The 19,388-nt window shown below is 73.8% G+C and carries 15 protein-coding genes; 7 read left to right on the forward strand and 8 right to left on the reverse strand.

Annotated features, from left to right (window positions below; all coding sequences use genetic code 11):
* Positions 1 to 30: 30 nt before the first annotated feature.
* Together IE295_RS14605 and IE295_RS14610 are read left to right on the forward strand one after the other, a co-directional pair.
* Positions 31 to 1,539 (forward strand): SDR family oxidoreductase, encoded by a 1,509-nt coding sequence (locus IE295_RS14605; RefSeq protein ID WP_190064057.1) that lies wholly within the window; start codon positions 31 to 33, stop codon positions 1,537 to 1,539.
* Between the two features lie 94 nt (positions 1,540 to 1,633).
* Positions 1,634 to 2,593, forward strand: a complete 960-nt coding sequence (locus IE295_RS14610; protein ID WP_190064058.1) for a D-2-hydroxyacid dehydrogenase family protein — start codon at positions 1,634 to 1,636, stop codon at positions 2,591 to 2,593.
* Between the two features lie 33 nt (positions 2,594 to 2,626).
* Here the strand turns inward: IE295_RS14610 and IE295_RS14615 are convergent, their stop codons facing one another.
* Positions 2,627 to 4,816, reverse strand: coding sequence for an endonuclease (locus tag IE295_RS14615; protein WP_190064059.1), 2,190 nt, complete (start codon positions 4,814 to 4,816; stop codon positions 2,627 to 2,629).
* A gap of 444 nt (positions 4,817 to 5,260) precedes the next feature.
* On the opposite strand from IE295_RS14615, the gene IE295_RS14620 reads away from it, so the two are divergent.
* Complete coding sequence (locus IE295_RS14620) at positions 5,261 to 5,776, forward strand: RNA polymerase sigma factor (protein WP_224323274.1); 516 nt, start codon at positions 5,261 to 5,263, stop codon at positions 5,774 to 5,776.
* Positions 5,777 to 5,781: 5 nt separating this feature from the next.
* Positions 5,782 to 6,663, forward strand: coding sequence for a hypothetical protein (locus IE295_RS14625; RefSeq protein ID WP_190064061.1), 882 nt, complete (start codon positions 5,782 to 5,784; stop codon positions 6,661 to 6,663).
* A 13-nt stretch (positions 6,664 to 6,676) separates the two neighbouring features.
* On the opposite strand, the gene IE295_RS14630 is transcribed toward IE295_RS14625, so the two are convergent.
* The 4 genes from IE295_RS14630 to IE295_RS14645 all read right to left on the reverse strand — a co-directional run bounded on the left by IE295_RS14630 (position 6,677) and on the right by IE295_RS14645 (position 11,666).
* Entirely contained in the window at positions 6,677 to 9,265 is a 2,589-nt protein-coding gene (locus tag IE295_RS14630; protein ID WP_190064062.1) for a DUF6185 family protein, read from the reverse strand.
* A 64-nt stretch (positions 9,266 to 9,329) separates the two neighbouring features.
* Positions 9,330 to 9,716, reverse strand: coding sequence for a hypothetical protein (locus IE295_RS14635; RefSeq protein WP_190064063.1), 387 nt, complete (start codon positions 9,714 to 9,716; stop codon positions 9,330 to 9,332).
* Positions 9,717 to 9,878: 162 nt separating this feature from the next.
* Entirely contained in the window at positions 9,879 to 10,730 is an 852-nt protein-coding gene (locus tag IE295_RS14640) for an arylamine N-acetyltransferase family protein (RefSeq protein WP_190064064.1), read from the reverse strand.
* Between the two features lie 141 nt (positions 10,731 to 10,871).
* A complete protein-coding gene (locus IE295_RS14645; RefSeq protein ID WP_190064065.1) occupies positions 10,872 to 11,666 on the reverse strand; it encodes a LysR family substrate-binding domain-containing protein in 795 nt (264 codons plus the stop codon).
* Positions 11,667 to 11,725: 59 nt separating this feature from the next.
* Between IE295_RS14645 and IE295_RS14650 the strand changes: the two genes are divergently transcribed.
* Positions 11,726 to 12,115, forward strand: a complete 390-nt coding sequence (locus tag IE295_RS14650; RefSeq protein ID WP_190064066.1) for a DUF5997 family protein — start codon at positions 11,726 to 11,728, stop codon at positions 12,113 to 12,115.
* Positions 12,116 to 12,214: 99 nt separating this feature from the next.
* Here IE295_RS14650 and IE295_RS14655 read toward each other — a convergent pair whose 3' ends face one another.
* Positions 12,215 to 12,874: an NADPH-dependent FMN reductase gene (locus IE295_RS14655; RefSeq protein ID WP_190064067.1), complete on the reverse strand. Its 660-nt coding sequence runs from the start codon at positions 12,872 to 12,874 to the stop codon at positions 12,215 to 12,217.
* 543 nt (positions 12,875 to 13,417) lie between these two features.
* Between IE295_RS14655 and IE295_RS14660 the strand changes: the two genes are divergently transcribed.
* Positions 13,418 to 14,206, forward strand: coding sequence for a hypothetical protein (locus IE295_RS14660; RefSeq protein ID WP_190064068.1), 789 nt, complete (start codon positions 13,418 to 13,420; stop codon positions 14,204 to 14,206).
* A gap of 70 nt (positions 14,207 to 14,276) precedes the next feature.
* Here the strand turns inward: IE295_RS14660 and IE295_RS34110 are convergent, their stop codons facing one another.
* Entirely contained in the window at positions 14,277 to 17,012 is a 2,736-nt protein-coding gene (locus IE295_RS34110) for a BREX system ATP-binding domain-containing protein (RefSeq protein WP_308437401.1), read from the reverse strand.
* A 373-nt stretch (positions 17,013 to 17,385) separates the two neighbouring features.
* Here IE295_RS34110 and IE295_RS14670 point away from each other — a divergent pair, with 373 nt between their 5' ends.
* Positions 17,386 to 18,369, forward strand: coding sequence for a helix-turn-helix domain-containing protein (locus IE295_RS14670; RefSeq protein ID WP_190064069.1), 984 nt, complete (start codon positions 17,386 to 17,388; stop codon positions 18,367 to 18,369).
* On the opposite strand, the gene IE295_RS14675 is transcribed toward IE295_RS14670, so the two are convergent.
* The gene (locus IE295_RS14675; RefSeq protein WP_224323273.1) at positions 18,297 to 19,334 is read right to left on the reverse strand and encodes an AraC-like ligand-binding domain-containing protein; all 1,038 of its coding nucleotides are present in this window, start codon (positions 19,332 to 19,334) and stop codon (positions 18,297 to 18,299) included. The two genes, IE295_RS14670 and IE295_RS14675, sit on opposite strands and share 73 nt — an antisense overlap.
* Between the last annotated feature and the right edge of the window lie 54 nt (positions 19,335 to 19,388).

The following is a 19,388-nucleotide window of genomic DNA, read 5'->3' on the forward strand; positions in this document are numbered from 1 at the left end:
CCTGTACGGAGGCCCACGGCGGAGGCGCGCATGCGAAGCGAGGACAACGACACCGGCACCGGAGCGCTCTGCCTGGTCACCGGCGCGAGCGGATACATCGGGGGCCGGCTGGTGCCGGAGCTCCTGGACGCCGGACACCGGGTCCGCTGCCTGGCGCGGACGCCCGAGAAGCTGCGCGACCACCCGTGGGCGGACCGCGTCGAGGTGGTGCGGGGGGACGTGACGGACGCGGAGTCGCTGGCCGGGGCGATGCGGGGCGTCGACGTGGCGTACTACCTCGTCCACGCCCTCGGCACCGGCAAGACGTTCGAGGACACCGACCGGCGGGCCGCCCGGCTCTTCGCGGAGCAGGCCCGCGCCGCGGCCGTCGGCCGCCTCGTCTACCTCGGCGGCCTCACCCCGGCCGGCGTCGACGAGCGCAACCTGTCACCCCACCTGCGCTCACGCGCCGAGGTCGGCCGGATCCTGCTGGGCTCGGGAGTGCCCACCACGGTGCTGCGCGCCGCCGTCATCATCGGCTCCGGCTCGGCCTCCTACGAGATCCTGCGCTACCTCACCGAGCGCCTGCCGCTCATGGTCACCCCCAGCTGGGTCCGCACCCGGATCCAGCCGGTCGCCGTGCGCGACGTCCTGCGCTACCTCGTCGCCGGCGCCCGGCTGCCCGCCGACGTCAACCGCGCCTTCGACATCGGCGGCCCGGACGTCCTCACCTACCGCGACATGATGCAGGCCTACGCGGCGGTCGCCGGCCTGCCGCGCCGGATCGTCCTGCCCGTACCCGTGCTGACGCCGCGCCTGTCCAGCCTCTGGATCGGCCTGGTCACCCCGGTCCCCGGCAGCATCGCCCGTCCCCTCGCCGAATCGCTGCGCCACGAAGTGGTCTGCCGCGAACACGACATCGCGCGCCACGTTCCCGACCCGCCGGCCGGCCTCATCGGCGTCGAGGAGGCCCTCAGGCTCGCCCAGCAGCGCGTGCGGGACGCCCAGGTGGTCACGCGCTGGTCGTCGGCGGCCGTGCCGGGCGCGCCCAGCGACCCGCTGCCCACCGACCCCGACTGGGCCGGGGGCAGCCTCTACGCCGATCACCGGGAGGGGACGGTGGACGCCCCGCCCGAGCGGCTGTGGCGGGTGATCGAAGGGATCGGCGGCGAGAACGGCTGGTACTCCTTCCCCCTGGCCTGGGCGGCCCGCGGCTGGCTGGACCGCCTGGTCGGCGGCGTCGGCCTGCGGCGCGGCCGTCGTGACGCGCACCGGCTGAGGGTGGGGGACTCGCTGGACTTCTGGCGGGTGGAGGAGATCGAACCGGGCCGGCTGCTGCGGCTGCGCGCCGAGATGCGGCTTCCCGGCCTGGCCTGGCTGGAGATGTCCGTCGACCGCGACCCCGACGGCCGTACCCGCTACCGGCAGCGCGCCCTCTTCCATCCGCACGGACTGCTCGGCCACGCCTACTGGTGGAGCGTCTCGCCCTTCCACGCCGTCGTCTTCGGCGGAATGGCGAAGAACATTACCCAGGCCGCCTGCGCGGCCCCGGCGGCCTGACCACGGCGGCTCCGGCCGGCTGCGGGATGATCATGGTGGCAGGAGCCCCGGTTCCGCCGCGTCCGTCATCCGCACGACCCCTGGAGAGCCGACAATGAAGCTTCGCTGTGCCGTTCTGGACGACTTCCAGCAGGTCGCGACGACGGTGGCCGACTGGTCGCCCGTCGCGGGTGACGTCGACGTCGTCTCCATACCCGAGCACTTCGCCACCGAGGACGAACTCGCCGCCGCGCTCGACGGCTTCGACATCGTCGTCACCCTCCGCGAACGCGTCGCGTTCCCGGCCGGCCTGTTCGCCCGGCTGCCCCGCCTGAAGCTGCTGGTGGCCTCCGGCATGCGGAATTCGGTCATCGACTTCGAGGCCGCCCGCCGGCACGGCGTCATCGTGTGCGGCACCGCCAGCTCCTCCACCCCGCCCGTCGAACTGACCTGGGCCCTGCTGCTCGGCCTCGCCCGGGGCATCGTGCCCGAGGCCACCGCCCTGCGCGACGGCGGCCCCTGGCAGTCGACCGTCGGAGCCGACCTGCACGGGCGGCGACTCGGCCTGCTCGGCCTCGGGAAGATCGGCGGCCGGGTCGCCCGGGTCGGCCTCGCCTTCGGCATGGACGTGGTGGCCTGGAGTGAGAACCTCACCCGGGACCGCGCCGACGAGGTCGGCGCGACCCTGGCCGGCTCCAAGGAGGAACTGCTGGCCACCAGCGACTTCGTCTCCGTTCACCTCGCGCTCGGCGACCGCACCCGGGGCCTCCTCGGCGCCGCCGAGCTCGGTCTGATGCGGCCCACCGCCTACCTGATCAACACCTCCCGGGCCGCCATCGTCGACCAGGACGCGCTCCTCGCCGCGCTGCACGCCGGGACCATCGCGGGCGCCGGCGTCGACGTCTTCGACATCGAGCCGCTCCCCGCCGGCCACCCGATGCGCACCGCGCCGCGCCTCCTGGCGACCCCGCACCTCGGCTACGTCACCGACGCGAACTACCGGACGTACTACGGCCAGGCCGTCGAGGACATCCAGGCGTTCCTCGCGGGCTCACCCGTCCGCGTGCTCGGCTGAACCGGGGCCGGGGCGGGTGCCCGGCCCCTGGGCTCAGGCGCCGGGCCACGCGTGCGCGAAGTCCAGGTCCCGCGCCCACTCGGGGTGGTCGACGAGGGGGTTGCGGTCGCCCTGGATCTCGGCGATGGCGGAGTTGCGGTGGCGTTCGTACTCCCCGACGGCTTCCGATTCGTGCCAGGTCAGCAGCATGTCCAGCCGCTCGCGTCGCAGCTCGCCCGCGGCGTCCCCGATGAGCCCCGGATAGCGCAGGAGGAAGTAGAACGTCGCCCTGGCCACCGGCCCCTTGCCGGCCGAGGGCTCGAATCCCTGGCTCTCGCGGCGCCCGCAGTGGGTGTGAACGGCTTCCTGGAACTCGGGGTAGTCGAAGTAGGGGAAGTTGCCGCGGAAGCTGTTGCACGTCACGCCGCAGGCGAACAGATGGTGGAGGTCCCCGCGCATGGGTTCACGCTTGGCGAACCACGACTGCGGCACGACGTGCTCGCAGTTGAAGACCACGGCATCCTCCAGGGCCTCCATCTCGGCGGCGACCGCGTCCGGCCCGAGCACGGCCTCGCGCGTGAGCAGTTCCCGCCATCGCTCGAAGCGGGCGGCCTCGGCCTCGGCGTCGGCCCGGATGAACTCCTCCGGGCTGAAGGACTGGCCGGAGTAGATGCCGCGCAGTTCGAGGTCGGGGTGCAGGTCCACCCAGGGGTACAGCAGCCGCACCGGCTTGTACGGGGGACGCCGCAGGTGGGTCTGCTCGAGGAGGCCGGTCAGCGCTTGCCGCAGCGCGGCGCCGGTGACGCCGGGGAGAGCGGCGTAGTACGCCTGCTGCGCGGCCCGGTCGGCCTCGGCGTCGTAGTAGGGGCGGGCGCGGCCTGCCTCGAGGTCGACCAGCGCGGCCTCGATCTCCCTGTCGGCGGACGGAACACGGCCGTCCGTCAGCGGGCCGTACGCCGGCGGGCTGTACGCCGGGGGCACGTACGCCGACGGCCCGTATGCCGGCGTCAGGGGCGGCGGCGTACTGCGATCGCCGTCGGACGCCGGGCCGGCATCCGCGATGCCGACCGTGATCCGCAGGGGCAGCGTCAGGTGGACGACGTCGTCGGAGCCGCTCCGGCCGGATGTCTCCGGCGTGGGCGCCCCGGCCTGCGGCGGCGAGCCGACGGATCCGGGCCGGGCGGCGGGCGTCTCGAACAGCTGGGCGCGCAGTTCCGGCGCGCTGCCCGATACGGGGGCCTCGCGCACGGCCTTGAGGACCCGGCTGATCCGTACGCCCTCGTTGGCCTTCCAGGCCAGCCGCTCCTCGCCCTGGTCCGGGGTCCACACGCTTCCGTCCACCGCGAGGTAGTGGCCGCCGGAGTCCTTCGCGGGCGCGCCGGCGTGGTGCAGGGCGACGACCTCCCACTGGTCGTTGCAGACCGGGGCTCCCGAGGACCCCTGCCGGGTGTCGGCTCCGTACTGCACGAAGTCCTCGAGCAGGTCGACCACTTCGTTCTCGCGCAGCGCGAGCTGCTTCGGCTCGCCGCCCGGGTGCTGGATGATGTTCACCAGTTCCCCGAGGATGACCTTGCCCTGGGCTTCGCTCAGCCCGAGCCGGCCGAAGGAACCGAGCGGCTCACCGTGGTCGCTCCGGTCGGCCACGGCGACCAGCGTGAAGTCCAGGTGCCGGTCGGTGACGAAGAACCGGGCGGGCTCGAGGGCGAACTCCACCGGCACCAGGGCCCGGCCGTCGGCCCCCGCCTGGTAGTTGAACCCGACGACACCGCGCCCGGCCTCCTCGGGATCGCGGAGCACGTGGTTGTTGGTCAGCAGCAACGACTCGGACACCAGGAATCCCGTGCCGTAGTGCGCCTCCCGGCCCCGTACGAACACGCGCCCGACGGACCGCGCGGCCAGGGAGCCGGCCTCGAGGAACCCCACGTCGACCAGGTCGTTGCGCCCCATCAGGCGCTCGAGCCCGAGCACGTCCGCACCGAAGCTGTCCGGCGCCAGGGCCGCGAGGCTCCGCCCCGTGCCTGCCTCGCGCGGAGTGTGTTCCAGCGCGGTGGCCAGCGACCAGCTCGCCCCCAGGCGCGCCAGTCGCTTGGTCACCCGGTCGGGTGCGTCCGCGTGCAGCACCCCACGGTCGTCGAGCACCTTCCGGGTCGCCTCGCGCTCCCGTGTCCGTGCCTCGTACCGCTCGGCCGCCCGCTCGGTCTGCCGCAGGAATTCCGTCCGGGGGAGGTATTCGATCGTCGCCATGCGCTGTCTCCTGACTCGGCACGGACAGAACCGCTCATTACCTCCCAGTCTGGGCACGCGCCAGTCGAATCCTCCTCCCGGGCATCACCCACATGGCCTAATCCGGGGCCCGGTCCTCAGTCACCGGCGAGCTGACGCGCCGCCCCTTCGGCGCCGGCGCCGGCGGACCGGCCTTCCGCGCCCCGGGGGGCGCGCGCCGCGGCGGATGCATCCGCCCGGCCGCGGTGGCGGATATCGGCCTGCACATTCGTGCCCCGTCTTCGCTTGGCTGGGGAGTGAGGGCTTCGTGGCCTTCGGTGTCGGGCGGGGGCGGCACTGCCCATCGGTGAAGGGACGTGCACGTGACCGGCTGTCGGCCGCCCGGCCAGGGGGAGGGACGTCATGCGTGACGAGCGGCGAGGTGGCCCCCGGGCCTGTCCGGTTCCACGAGAGGATCCGTCGGCCGTGCTGCCGGTCGACTTCACCGCCTTCTTCTCGTACCACCACCGGGCCTACCTCCGGTACGCCTACGTCCAGCTCGGCGGCAGGGCCGATGCCGAATGGGTCGTGGAGGAGGTCTTCTCCCACCTCGCGCTGAACTGGAACGCGGTCTTACGCCAGCCGAGCGTCGAGGGGTACGCCCTGGCCGCGCTCAAGGACCAGATCGCCAAGCTGCTGGTGGTCAGGGGCCGTGACAAGCCCGCCCTGGTGGAGACGGCGCTGTTCGCCGCCGTCCGGGAGGCGACACGGGCCCGCATGGAGGTGCTGGAATCCGGCCTGGGGCTCTACACGGCCATCACACGGCTGCCGGACCGTCAGCACGACGTGGTCGTCCTGCGGTTCGTGCTGGGCTACCCGGTGCCCCGGGTCGCCCGGATCATGGGCGTCACACCGGCCACGGTCCGCTCCCACGTGCGCGGGGCACGCCGGCGCCTGGCCCGCGAGGTGGGCGTCGACTGGGCCGGGGAAGAGGAGGAGTGAGCGACATGTGCCAGGGAAGCGAGCGGCCGACCCCCCTCGACCGGGCGCTGGTCGGGGCCACGGTGCTGGCCGAGACCTTCGACGACTACGACGCTCGGGGCGCCCTGGCCCGGATCGCCGGCCACGTCCTGTGGAACAGGGCGGGCATCGCGGGCCGGGACCCCGACGCCGACCCGTACGGGAGCACCCCCCGCACCGGGCCCGACGCAGCCGGCCGGCCACCGTTCGCGGACGGCTGGCTGATCGCCCGCAGGCGCACCGCCCTGCACGAGTGCGCCACCGAGGAACTCGGCGCGCTCTCCTCCCGGGTCGTGCGCGACCGCTCCGCCGTCGCCGCGATGGCCCTGCTGGTCGACGACCCCGCGACGATCGACCCCGGCGGCGCGCTGACCTTCGCCTGCCTGCTCTACCTCGCCGACCGGCACGAGGCGGCCCAGTTCTGGTGGCAGTTCGCCGCCGGCGCCGGCTCCGCCACCGCCGCCCACTGCCTGTACCTGCACCACCTCCAGCACAGCGAGCGCCAGGCCGCCCGATGGTGGTACGCCCAGGCCACCGCCCTCCACGAGCAGGGCGGCGAATGGATCCTGGACGCCCCTCCCGCTCCCGTCCCGGGCGACGAGCCCTCCAGCCGCTTCCACGTCCCCGAATGCCGGGCGCGCCCGCTCGCGGAGCCGGCGCGGGAGGCGTCGCGCGAGTCGTCGCGACGGAAGAGCGCCGCCGCCGACCCCGGTGTCTCCTCCCCGGAACGCTGGTGGATGTTCACCTCCCGGCTCACCGACGTCGTCCGGAGGCTGGAGACCGACAGCGACGCCGACTTCGGCACCGTCCCCCGCCCCGCCCCGGACCTCGCCGCGGCACTGGAGGGCTGCGTCGGCACGGCGGGATGAGCCCCTTCGGGAACTACTTCCACCGCGCGTCGGAGCCGGCGAAGAATTTGAGGATGGTCAGCACCGCGACCAGCTGCATCAGGATGTAGGCGACCTGCGCCGAGAAGCTGCGGATCTGGTAGATGGACAGCAGCAGTCCGATGCGGTTGGGCCAGAAGCGCCGTTCCGAGCGGAAGGTGTCGGCGTCCATCGCGAGGCTGGTCAGGGTGAGGACCAGCAGCATGAGGGAGACGCCGACGGCCACGTTGCCGATCTCCTGGTCGGTGATGAGGTTGCCGAGGATGCCCAGGCCGATCAGGAGGGCGTAGGCGAGGGTCAGGCCCAGGGCGCGGGCCGGGCCGCGGCGGCCGGGCAGCAGGCGCCACAGCGCCCCCAGCACCAGGCCCGCCCCGGCCCAGACCAGCTCCCAGTAGACGAACATCCACACCATCTCGGGCGCGCCGAACATGTACAGGCCCCGGCGCATCCATTCGGACGTGGGCGCGTAGGCCATCCAGACCATCAGGATGCTGCCGGGGATGCCGAAGGCGGCCGCCAGTACGGCGGCACGGCGTGCGTTGTCCCACCACTTGGCGTGCGGTCCCCAGCTGAGGGCCACGTCGACGACGGTGACCTGGGCCGGCAGCCAGGGCCGGGCCGCGCCGCCGGTCCCGGGTGCCGGGCGCCAGCGGTGCAGCCGGCTCAGTTCCTTCTCCAGCGCGTGCCGGCTGAGCGCGGCCTCGCCTCCCGCCTGGTCCACGGTGCGCAGGGTCGCGGTCAGCTCGCGGTAGCGGCGGGCGCGGGCGATCAGGTCGTTGCGCTCGGCCTCGGTGATGGTCTCGCACAGCTGCGGGGAGCCGTCGCAGCCCTCGCAGCCCTCGAGGTGCTGGGTGAGGACGGCCCGCCGCTGGCCGACCGCCAGCAGCCCGTAGAGGGCGGCGACGTCGAACACCAGCCAGAGGGCGGAGAGCGCCTGGCTGCCGGCGTACGAGCCCTGGCGCCAGGCGACCACGACCGCGAAGAACACGGCCAGCAGGAGGCGGTCCAGGGGCGTGGGGCTCGCGTACGGCACGGTGGGGGCGAGGTCCCTGGCCCGTAGCAGGGCGACGATCGCGATGCCGGTCAGGACCCAGGTGTGGGTGTAGTACCACGCCGGGATCTGGGAGGCGAACGAGGCCATGTCGCGGGCCAGGGAGGCCACGTGCTGGGTGTGGTACGCGGCGACGCCGCGGTCGGACAGCCAGCTGACCCGCTGCCATTTGCGTTCGATGGCCCATGCCCCCCACCCCAGGAGCAGGAGGGTGAGCGCGGCGAGCGCGGGGCCGAGGCGGCGCAGCCGCCAGGGGGTGGCCGCGGGGCGGAGCAGTCCGCCCTGGCGGGCGAGCGTCCAGGCCCACAGGACGACGCCCGCCAGCCACAGCCACTCCAGGGCCGCGACCTCCGCCACCAGCACGGCGAATCCCGCGTCCGCCGGGCGGTCGGCCGTGGCCAGTGGCTCGGGGAGCCCGAACAGGGACGGCACCGCGGCCACCAGGGCCGCGGCGGCCGCGACGAGGGTGGCGGCCACCGTCACGGACCTCCTGGGCCGGGCGGTGACGACCAGCAGCCAGCCGCCCAGGACACCGATGAGCACGGGCCAGCGCATGCTGTAGCCCAGCCAGTCCGGTGGCTCGTCGGCGACGAACCCGGCGGTGTTGAGGATCGCCTTGTACAGCAGCAGGACCATCACGCCGAGGACGGCCTTGAGCACGGCCCACCACCACAGGGCGCCGCTGCTGCTCTTCTCCAGCTCGGTGAGTTCGGGGCCGGCCGGCTGGCGCCGGGCGCGCAGGGCGGCCAGTGCCATGACGATCGAGCTCCCCACCCACCAGGTGGTCATGCCGGCCGCGTTGGCGATCAGCCACGGCTCGCTGCTGGCGCTGGTCGCCGCCCAGGCCCGTTGCCAGGGAGGGATGACCCGCACGGTCACCATGGGGCCGCCCGGCGTCGCGGACTGCCCGACTCCGGTCCACACCAGCTGCCCGTTCTCCGCCGCCGAGGGCCTCGGCGTCACCTCGGAGGCGTCGAGCCCTCCCGGGTCGATCCGTACGCGATCCCAGTGGGCGCCTTTGAGGGCCGGTGGCGGGGTGAGCGACAGGCTCCACTGCTTGGTGTGGAGTTCCATGACCCACGGCCCGACGTTGAACCGCCCGCCGTTGTTGAACCGGAACTGCGTCTCGTACTGGATCTCGACCCAGGACGCCTCGGCCTTCACCCGCGGGCTGTGGGTGCGCCACTCCTCGGGCCGGCTCATGGTGCCCGGGGCCCGCAGGAGGCAGCGCATCGCACGCCGGTGGGGCTCGGAACTGTCGCTCAGCAGCAGGTCGTTGGCGTACGGCCAGCTGGTCGGCACCCGGACCTTCATGACCCCCGAGGCCTCGGCCACGGAGCGGCCGTGGTTCTCGAGCCGCAGTTCGACGTCGGTGTGGGCCTCGCTCAGCCGCTCCGTGTGGCAGTCGTCGGCGGCCATCGGCCCGGCGGCGTTCGCCGGGGCGGGCGACGCGCCCCACCACGCCGCCAGGCCGAGGAACAGGAGTGCGGCCCAGCGGCGACGGGGCCGCCGGGCCCGCGCGCCGCCCGTCACGAGGGCGTACGGCGGCCGCGGCGGTCCCCGCCCGGTGCGGCGCGGAAGGGCCCGCGGCGCACCGTCACGACGTCGCGCTCGGGCTTCCCGGACAGCCGCTGACGGGAGTGCACTGCAGGATCACCTGGCACACGTGACTCTCGGCCTCGCCACCGTCCCCGCCGGTCTTCACGAACCGCCACTGGGAGGGCTGGGTGTGGCCGGTGGTCGCGGCCTTTTCGACCTCGATGCGGAGCGTACGGGCCTCGAGGTCGTGGGTCTCGACCAGGACCTCGTCGGAGGCGACGGGGAAGTGGTCGTGGAGCAGGCACAGTCCGAACCGGTCGAGGTTCCCGTGCTTCTCCAGGACCGCCACGAGGTCCCGGACGAACGCGCTGTCCTGGGGCCCGATGCCCTCGGCTTCCTCGAACCGGGGAAGCGCCCTGCCGGAAGTGATCGTCTGGTTTCCCATGCGTTCTCCTCTGCATGCCCCCTGATGGTGTGCATCACTGACACATGCAGAGTAAATATGCGGACATATGCCTGCAATTCGAAAGGAATTCTGCATATATTCACATTGCGGTGGAGAACCGGCTGATCCCGGCCGGTCGGCGGTCAGGCGGCCCGTCGGCGGTCAGGCAGACTCGAGCCCTTCCTGGAGCCGCGCGAGGTTCTCGGCGCTCACGACGATCCCGAAGTCCTCCTCCAGCACCCGCCCGAGTTCGGCCGGTTCGATCTTCCGCTCGGTGGACGAGCCGTCGGGGCGGAAGGTGGTCAAGGTCGTCGCGTCGAGCCGGTGGTGGTGGTCGGCGCCGAAGTGCTGGGCGAACAGGCGGTTGGAGAAGGGGGATCGATGGTGGGTGGCGACGAAGTAGCTGCCCAGCGCGTAGTCGATCGCGTACTGGGGGTTCAGCGTGAAGGTGTGGCGGTCCCTCCAGCCGTCCGCGCCGTACTGGTGCAGCCACCAGTCGTCGATGCCGAACGGCCCCTCGCGCCGCTCCAGCCGGAACCTCCAGCCCTCGAAGTCGGCCTCGGTGCCGTCCGCGATCTCGACCGGCTCCAGCGGTCCGCAGCCGAATCCGACGTCGCACAGCCACAGCCGCTCGTCGTCGGCGGCGGTCACGGCCAGCAGCGCATGGGTGGCCGGCAGGATCTTGTCCGCGCCGAGCGTCACCCGCCCGCTCAGCGCGGTGAACTCGAAGCCCAGCCGTTGCAGGGCCGCGGCGAACAGGGTGACGTGCTCGTAGCAGTAGCCGCCGCGGCGGCTGCGCACCAGCTTGTCCTGGACGCCGGGGACGTCCAGGACAACCGGAATGTCCAGGACGGGGTTGATGTTCTCGAACGGAATCGAGGTGACGTGCGCGCGATGCAGCGCGCGCAGCACCTCCAGCGTCGGCGCCCGCTCGCCCCGGTACCCGAGGCGGTCCAGGTAGGCGTCGAGATCCAGCAGGTCGCCGTTCCAGTCGTGCGTACGGCCCGTGTGCATCGTGGTTCCCCCGTTTGTCGATCGTTTCGCCACGACCGTATGCGACGGGGCCGTACGCGGGCCTCTGCCCGGAGTCGGTAATCGCCTAGGCCCTTGGACCTAGGCGGATCCCGGTCGGCCGGCCCCCGGGGGGGCTCCGGGCTACGAGCGGCGGCGGGGCTTGCCGCGCTTGGCGCCCTTGGGGGCGCCGCCGGAACCGCCGCGGGCGCTCTTGCCGCCCGTCTTACCGCTCGTCCTGCCGGCCGTCTTGCCCGCCGCGGGCTTGCGCCGGGCACCGCCGGTGTCGGGGCGCTTGCCCTTCGGCTGGGCGGCGGCCGGGGCGGTGGAGCGGCCCCGGGTGCTGTTGACGGTCCGCCCTCGGACGATCCCGATGAAGTCCTCCACCAGGTCGGTGGTCTTCTCCTCGGGCCAGGACAGGGCGACGCTCGACTGGGGAGTGTCCGTGACCGGCCGGTACGTGAGGTCCTTGCGGTGGTGCAGGCGGGCGAGCGACTGCGGCACGACGAGCAGTCCCACTCCCGCGGCCACCAGCTCGATGGCGTCCCCCGTCGTGGCGGGGCGCTCGATCGCGGGCCGTCCCGGCGGGTGCTCCCAGTCGAGGGTGTCGTCGAGCGGGTGGAACACGACGTCGTCGGCCAGATCCGCCGCGGACACCTCGTCGGCCGCCGCGAAGAGGTGATCCTTGGGGATCACGACCACGGTCGTCTCGGTGTAGAGGGGGATCGCGCTGAGAACCGTCCGGTCGACCGGCAGGCGCACGAGACCCGCGTCGGCGCCGCCGTCGCGCAGCAGGTCACCCGCTTCGGCGGCCGGCACCGCGACGAGGTCCAGCGGGATGTCGGGCAGCCGCTCGTTCCAGATCCGCACCCACTTGGTGGGCATCACTCCCGGGACGTAGGCGAGCCGGAACGAAGGGTGTACTTCCGAGCCTGTCACCCGCCCAGATTACCGGTCGTGGTCAGAGGTAGCGCACATGCTCGAATACCCTTGACACCATGACGTCGCACAAGACCACCCAGACGATGAAGCCCGCGACCGCGGCGAAGAAGCTGGGTGTGTACCTCCAAGCCACCCCCGCCGAGTTCCAGGAGGGGGTCCTCTCGCGCGACGAGCTCAACGCGCTGCAGGCCGATCCGCCCGAGTGGCTGCAGGAACTGCGACGCAACGGCCCGCACCCCCGGCCCGTGGTCGCGGCGAAGCTGGGCGTCTCCATCGCCGGCCTCGCCCGCGGCGGTGTCACGGACGCCCTCACCACGGAGCAGATCGACGCGCTGAAGAACGAGATGCCCGAGTGGCTGCGCCGCGAGCGCGCCACCCAGGCCGAGGTCCGCAAGGAAGCGGCGCGCATCAAGGAGAACAAGGAGAAGAAGGACGCGGCGCAGTAGGCGACGCGGACTCCCCCCGCACACCCGCTGAGGCCCGGCGCCGTGGAAGGCGCCGGGCCTTCGGCGTTCCTCGCCCCGCCCGCCGGCCCCGAGGCGCTGTCAGCCCTCGGCCCGCTGGGTGACGGGGGCGCCGGTGGCGTCGCCCAGGAACTCGTACCAGCGGCGTCGCAGGCAGACGTAGCGGGTGTCCGCCTCGACGAGACCGAGGAAGGCTCCCACCGTCTCGGTGAGGCGCCGCTGGAGTGCGGGGTCGGCCAGCAGGCCGGCCTCGGTGAAGCCCTCGTGGGCCCGGGCGAGGCTGAACATGTCGGGGTAGACGCGGGTGCCGAGGTGCTCCAGGGGGATGCGCAGGGCCCACAGTCCCCGGTTGCCGCCCATGAGGGAGGGGGAGGCGGAGACCAGGAGGGCGTGCTTGGTCTTGAACGGCTGCGGCTGGACGCGGGAGACCCAGTCGACGGCGTTCTTCAGCACACCGGGTACGGAGGCGTTGTACTCGGGGGAGGAGATCACGAACGCGTCGCTCGTCTCCAGCCGGCCGTGCAACGCGAGTGCGCCCTCGGGCAGCCCGTCGGCGGTCTCGATGTCGCCGTCGTACAAGGGCATGTCGAATTCGCGCAGGGAGGCGTGGTCGACGGTGGCGCCGGCGTCGGCGATCAGACGGGCGACCAGGGAGGCGAGGCGGGCGTTGGCCGACCCGGCCCGCAGCGCCGCGCCGAAGACGAGCACCCGCAGCGGGCGGGGACGATCCTCCGTGGGCATGACCGAGTCCTTACCGTGTGCGGGCATGACCGTGCCGGGGCATGCGCCTGACCGGGCGCGGTACCGGCCAGTCTGGTCGCGGTCCGCTCGGCGCGCGACGAGACGTGGGCCTTCCGGGGCGCGCCACCGCGGCTCCGGTCCTTCCGGCCTGATGGACGGCCCCCCGGAACGGCCTGCTCGTGCATCGCACGTCACGCCAGGCCGGGTGATGGCCGGCGCTCACACATGGCTCGGGCGCGGACCCGCACCACGGCACGCCCCTGTGCGCGCCTCCTGTTTTCGGCCAGTCGGCGCGCACACTTCAAGCTCCGGCGGGGGCGCCGCCGGAGCACGACAGTGGCGGAACATCCCGCTCCCAGCGCCCGGCTCTCGCGCAAGCGCCTTCATCCGCCCCGCGCGCCTCCGGCCCGCGAGGACCTCCCCTCGTGCCGAACGCACAAGGTCCTCCGGCTTGTGGTGTCCGCGGGGCGAACCCCTCCGAGCACCCACCCCTGGTTCGCCCGCCCCGTCATCCGCGGGGACGGGCGGAGAGGAGAACCCGTCATGCACGCGATCCCCCTGCGCCGTGGCCTGGCCTGGCTGGCCTCCGTGTCGCTCATGTCCCTCGGTGTGGTCGGTTTGACGGCCACCACCGCCTCCGCCCTGCCGGCACAGTGCACGGGAGCGGAGACCGGCGGCGCCGACAACATCGTCTGCCCGTTCCTGCTGCCCGGCCAGACCATCAACAGCCTCGGCGGCAACGACACCATCACCATCCTGGCCGACGCCGGCGGCATCGTGATCTCCGGCCCCGGCAACGACATCGTCACGGCAGGAGCCCTCGACACCCTGGCCGACTTCAGCACCGGGACCGGCAACGACACCGTCCGCGTCCTCGGCAACCACGCCGGCCAGTCGATAACCACCGGCGACGGCGACGACACCGTCGAGATCACCGGCAACAACTCCGGCTTCGTCGACACCGGGGCCAACGCCGACCGGTTCATCGTGCACGGCACGGTGCTGGCCGACGCCGCGTTCCTCGGAACCGGCAACGACTTCGCCAACGTCAACGTCCTCGCGCTCGGCGTCGACGGCGGCAGCCTGCACGGCGGTGACGGTGCCGACAACCTGACCGTCCTCACCTGCAACGCCAGCACCGTGGCCGGCGAGGACGGCAACGACACCATCGACGTCACCGACGCCAACGCCTGCGTCGTCTCCGGCGGGGCCGGCAACGACAACATCCACGAAGGCGCCGAAGCCACCGGCACCGTGGACGGCGGCCCCGGCAACGACACCTGTCAGGAAGACGTCCCCTTCCTCGGCACCGAGAGCAACTGCGAGATCTGATCCCCACCCGCCCGGGCCCGGTGGTCCCTCCCCGCCTCACGGCGCGGGGGAGCCACCGGGCCCCGTCCGTTCACTCCCGGTCCAGGGCCTGGGCGAGGGCCGCCCGCGACGTGATGCCGAGCTTGGGGAAGATCTTGTACAGGTGGGCCGCCACGGTGCGCGGCGACAGCCGCAGCTGCTTGCCGATGTCCTTGTTCGTCAGGCCCGTGGCGGCGAGCCGGGCGATGCGCAGCTCCTGCCCGGTGAGCAGCGCGGGCGCGCCCGTGGCCGTGGTGACCGGGCGTCCGGCTGCGCGCAGTTCCTGCGCGCAGCGCTCCTCCCAGGGCGCCGCGCGCAGCCCGCGGAACGCCCGGTGCGCCTCGCGCAGGACGTCGTGGGCCTCCGTACGGCGGTGCCGGCGCAGCCACGAGCCGTGGGCCAGCCGCAGGCGGGCGAGCTCGAAGACCCACTGCCCGGAGCCCGGTACGGCGTACGCCTCCCGGTAGCGGGCGTCGGCCTCGTCGTCGGGCGCGGCCAGCGCGGTGGCCGCGGCCAGCAGGAAGGCGTGGTGGGCGGAGATCTCCGCCATCCGCGCCTCGCGCCCGGCCGCCAGGTGCGCCTGGGCCTCCCGCCGCCGCCCGGTGTGCACGGCCGCGTCCACGAGGTCGAAGAACGGCAGGTGGAACCAGGGCAGCCCGCGCGGCAGGACGCCGGGCGGGGTGAGCGCCGTCAGGTCGCAGTACGCGTCCTCGTAGCGGCCGTGCGCCAGCGCGACGAGGGCGTGCAGGTGCGTGAGGCGGTCGGTGACGAACCGCATGCGGGCGCGCTGTGCCGTCGGCCTGATCAGCCGCTCGATCTCCCGCAGGCTCTCCTCCTCGCCGCGCCCGGCGGCGAAGAGGGCGTAGTAGTGCCGGAACAGCAGGGCGTTGCAGTGGTAGCCGAGCTCCTCGGCCGCCTCGGCCTCCCGCAGGCAGTTCTCCGCCGCGTCCCAGCGGCCGTGCAGGAAGTCCTGGTAGCACCGGGCCTTCGCGATCGAGCCCTGGGTGGCGTAGGCGTGCTGCCCCGTGAAGCGCCGCCACATGTCGCCGTCGTCGAGGTCGACCGCCGACGCGGTCCACAGCAGCAGCCAGGCCCCGCCGGCCTCCTGCTCCTCGCTCATCCCCGCGGCCAGCGCCGACAGTTCCTCGCAGACGCCCTGCGCGGTACGGGCCGGGTCGGACCAGGCGCGGTGGCACAGCCGGGCCAGCGGCGACACGTTGCCCAGGTGGTCCTCCAGCGCCCGCCAGCCTCGCGGGTCGCCGGTGTAGGTGGCGGCGAGCAGCAGCTTGAAGTAGGCCTGCTCGGCCAGCCCGCCGAAGGACTCCGCGCCGGGGGCGGCCAGGGCGTCGAGGGCCTGGGGCAGCAGGGTGAAGGACGACTCGAAGTCGACCCGGTGGCTCTGGTCGGCGTACACCACGGCGTAGGCGAACAGCGGGGCGATGTCGGGCGGCACCGGCCCGCGCCGCAACTCGTCGACCAGACGCGCGGTGTACGCGAGCCGCCCGCCCCGGGCCGCCATCACGGCCGCCCACGTCAGCCGGCGGGCACGGGAGGCGGGGTCGGCGCTGAGCGCCGCCGCGCGGTCCAGGAGCAGCGCGCCCTCCGCGTCGCCGCCGCGCGCCGCTATCCGCCGGCCCGCCTCCTGGAGCCGGGCGGCGAGTTCCTCGTCGGGGAGGAGGGCCGCGGACGCCTCGTGCACCAGGCGGCGGGGGTCCTCCGGGCCCAGGCCCGCCGCCAGGATCCGGTGGGCCCCGCGCAGTTCGGGGCCCGAGGCCATGGAGATCACGGCGCTGCGCACCAGCGGGTGGCGGAACGCCAGCATGCCCGAGGGGTCCAGCCGTGCCAGCTCGCTCTCCTCGATGCGGCCGAGGACCTCCTCGGCGTCGTCCCCGGCGACCGTGCGCAGCCACGCGCCGGTGTTCCCGGCCGCGGCTCCGCCGCCGAGAGCGGTCAGCAGGAGCATCTGCGCGGCGGGTACGGACAGGGACGTCAGCCGGTCGGCGAAGAGCCGTTCAAGCCGCTGTCCCAGGGGCAGCCGCTCCGGCAGGGGGACGATGCCCTTGAGGTGGTCCTCGTTCAGCTGCCGGGGCAGCTCCACGAGCGCCAGCGGATTGCCCGCGGCCTCCTCCAGCACTCTTTCGGCGGTCCTGGCCGCCAGCTGCGGATGCCACTGCCGCAGCAGGGCGCCGGCGTCCGCGGGCGCGAGGGCCTCCACGTCCACCGGATGCGTGGGCCAGCCCTCCGCCACCGCCGCGACGGGGCGGCTCGCGCTGACGATGACCACGGGCAGGTCCGTGATCCGCCGGTGCAGGAACGCGAACACCGTCGCGCTGGAGGAGTCGACCCAGTGCAGGTCGTCGACCAGGAGCAGCAGGGGCCGCTGGCGCGCGGCCTCCGCGAGCAGCGCCAGCGCGGCCGCGCCGACCAGGAAGCCGCCCGGCGGCAATCCCTGCCGCAGGCCCAGCGCGCACTCCAGCGGCTCCCGCTGGGATGCCGGCAGCGTCCGCGAACGCTCCAGCAGCGGCCACAGCACCTGGTGCAGTGCGCCGAACGCGAGCTCGGTCTCGGCCTCCGCGCCCACCGCGTGCACCACGGTGAACCCGCTCGCGCGCGCCCGCGTCCGCGTCCACTCGAGCAGGGCGGTCTTGCCGATGCCCGCCTCACCGCGCAGCAGCGTCGCCGAGCCGCCCGCCCCGGACCGCGCGTCGTCCAGCGCGCGGCCGAGCAGAGCCGTCTCCCGCTGTCGTCCCACGAGATCCTTGCCACCGGATAAGGGCACCACGGCCACTCCCCATGTCCCCGGGCATCACAGGGTGTTGTGCACCCCCTCAGGAAGTGGCCGCCACGGGACCTCAGCACCACTCCGACGTGTCGGCGCACGCCGTGGGTCCGGCGCACGGCTCAGAATATCGCCCGGCACCGCTCAAGATCATCAACGGGGGCGCGATGCCCACCGGCGGCCTCTGGCGCATCACGCCACCCGGCGCCCCGCCCGCCCGCTCGGCCCCGGGACACACGGCAGTCAAACGACGTACATGCGCCCGCGGCCGCCCCGGCAGGCTGACGGCCGAGACCCCGAATCCGCGCCGTCGCGGCCCGCGCGCCGCGTCGCATCCCTTCCCCCGCGCCCCCGACACCCCACGACGCAGCAGGGAGAGCACATGAGCCCCGCGCCCACGACCTTCGCCGTGCCCGCCCGGGACGGCACGACGACCGGCGGTCCGTTCGCCGCCGCGTGCGTCCCCCTGGAGTGCCTGCCGGCCCCCGGGCACGACGGCGTCCCCGCCGGCCGCGTCACCACCCACGCGCTCGGCGGCCTGGGCGTCAGCACGGTCCGGGGCCCGGCGCTGACCCTCGCCTCCGCCCCGGGACCGTCCGGCACGGGCTCCGCGGACCGCGTCGTCGCCGCGGTGCACCGACGGGGGCTCGCGACCTTCGTCCAGCACGGCCGCGCCGTCGCGTGCGCACCGGGAGACCTCGTCGTCCTCGACGCCCGCGCCCCGTTCGCCTTCCACGAGGCGGAAGACTTCGAACTGCACCTCTTCGGCGTCCCCCGCCACCTCCTGGGCCTGCCACCGGCGGACGTCGAGGCCCTGTGCCGCCCTCACCCGCTCACGCGCGGCAGCGTGGCGCCCCTGCTGGCGCCCTACCTCCAGGAGCTCGCCGCCCCGGCCGCCGCCCACTCGCCCAAGGTGGCGGAACACCTCGCCGCCGCGGCGGTCGAACTGCTCGCGACCCTGGCGGCCGAAGCACGCGCGTCCACCGCCGCCGACGCGGGATCGGGCCGCCACGCCCTGGCGCTGCGACTGCGCGCCCACGTCAACGAGAATCTGTGGGACCGCGCCCTCACACCCGAGAGCATCGCCGAGCACCACCACATCTCGGTCCGCTACCTGCACGCGGTGTTCGCCGCCGAAGGCAGCACGGTCAGCCGGTGGATCCAGCGGCGGCGGCTCGAGGAGTGCCGCAGGGAACTGGCCCGGACCGGGCGGACGCGGCCGGCCGTCGCGTCGGTCGCGAAGCGCTGGGGCTTCGCCAACGCCGCCCACTTCAGCCGCGCCTTCCGCACCGCCTACGGCATGTCGCCCAGCACCTGGCGCGCCCTGCGCACTCCCGGCGCCCCCGGCGAGTCGCCGGAGGGGTGAGGAGCGGCCGGGACGGGCTCCGCCGTGCGCCAGTCGCGCGGGGAGCACCCGTACACCGCTTTGAAGGCCCGGCTGAAGTGCGCCGGACTGTGGAACCCCCAGCGCAGGGCGACCGCCGATATCGTCGGGGCGACCCGGCCGCGCCGGGCGAGCTCCTTCCCGCACTCCTCCACACGCCGCCGCTGTATCAGCTTGCTCACGGTGACCCCCTCACCCTCGAAGAGGCGGTGCAGGTAGCGCACGGAAATGCGATGCGCCGTCGCGATGGACTCCGGGGTGAGGCCGGGATCGGAGAGGTTCCGGTCGATGTAGCGGCGTACGGCGGCCGGCAGATGGTCGTCGTCCGCCACGCCCGTACGGTCGTCCCCGCCCTCCGCACACGCGTCCACCAGCGCGGCCAGGAGATCCGTGACGTTCCCGGCCAGCCGGTCGCCGACCGCCGGGGGGATGCGTCCCGCGTCGTCCGCCAGCCGGTCCAGGAAGGGGGCCAGCAGCGCGACCACCCCGTCCCCGGGCGCGAAAGCGCGCCCGGTGGTCCACCGCACGTGCGCGGCGGGCACGTTCAGCGCCCGCGCGGGAACGCGGAACAGCCGCTGCCGGAAGCGCTCCTTCTGCTCCAGCGCGAAGGGACGGCGCAGATCGATCACGGCCAGGTGCCCCGGGAGCAGCACGGCGCCGCGCCCGTCCTGGGTCAGGGCCGCGGTCCCGCTCTGCTGGAGCGCGACGGCGACCGCGTCGGCGGGGGCGCGGTCGACGAGCCGGGGCGGGCGGCTCAGGTACACCGGGTCCGCCTCCAGCGACAGCAGGCGCAGATAGCCGAGACGCAGGGTGCCGAGCGCGCCGTCGAAGGCGTGCTCCTGCCGCGATCTGACCTGCACGGCGGCCAGTTCGCGGTCGAGCTCCCGCTGCCACGGCCCGAGCGGGCCGGTCTCGGGAAGGGCGGTCGTTCCGGCGTCGGTGTGCACGCGGCTCCTTGCTCGGGGCTTCGGCTGCATTCGGGCCCTGTGCCCGGCTCACCA

Source organism: Streptomyces griseocarneus, assembly GCF_014655595.1.
GTDB classification, from domain to species: domain Bacteria; phylum Actinomycetota; class Actinomycetes; order Streptomycetales; family Streptomycetaceae; genus Streptomyces; species Streptomyces griseocarneus.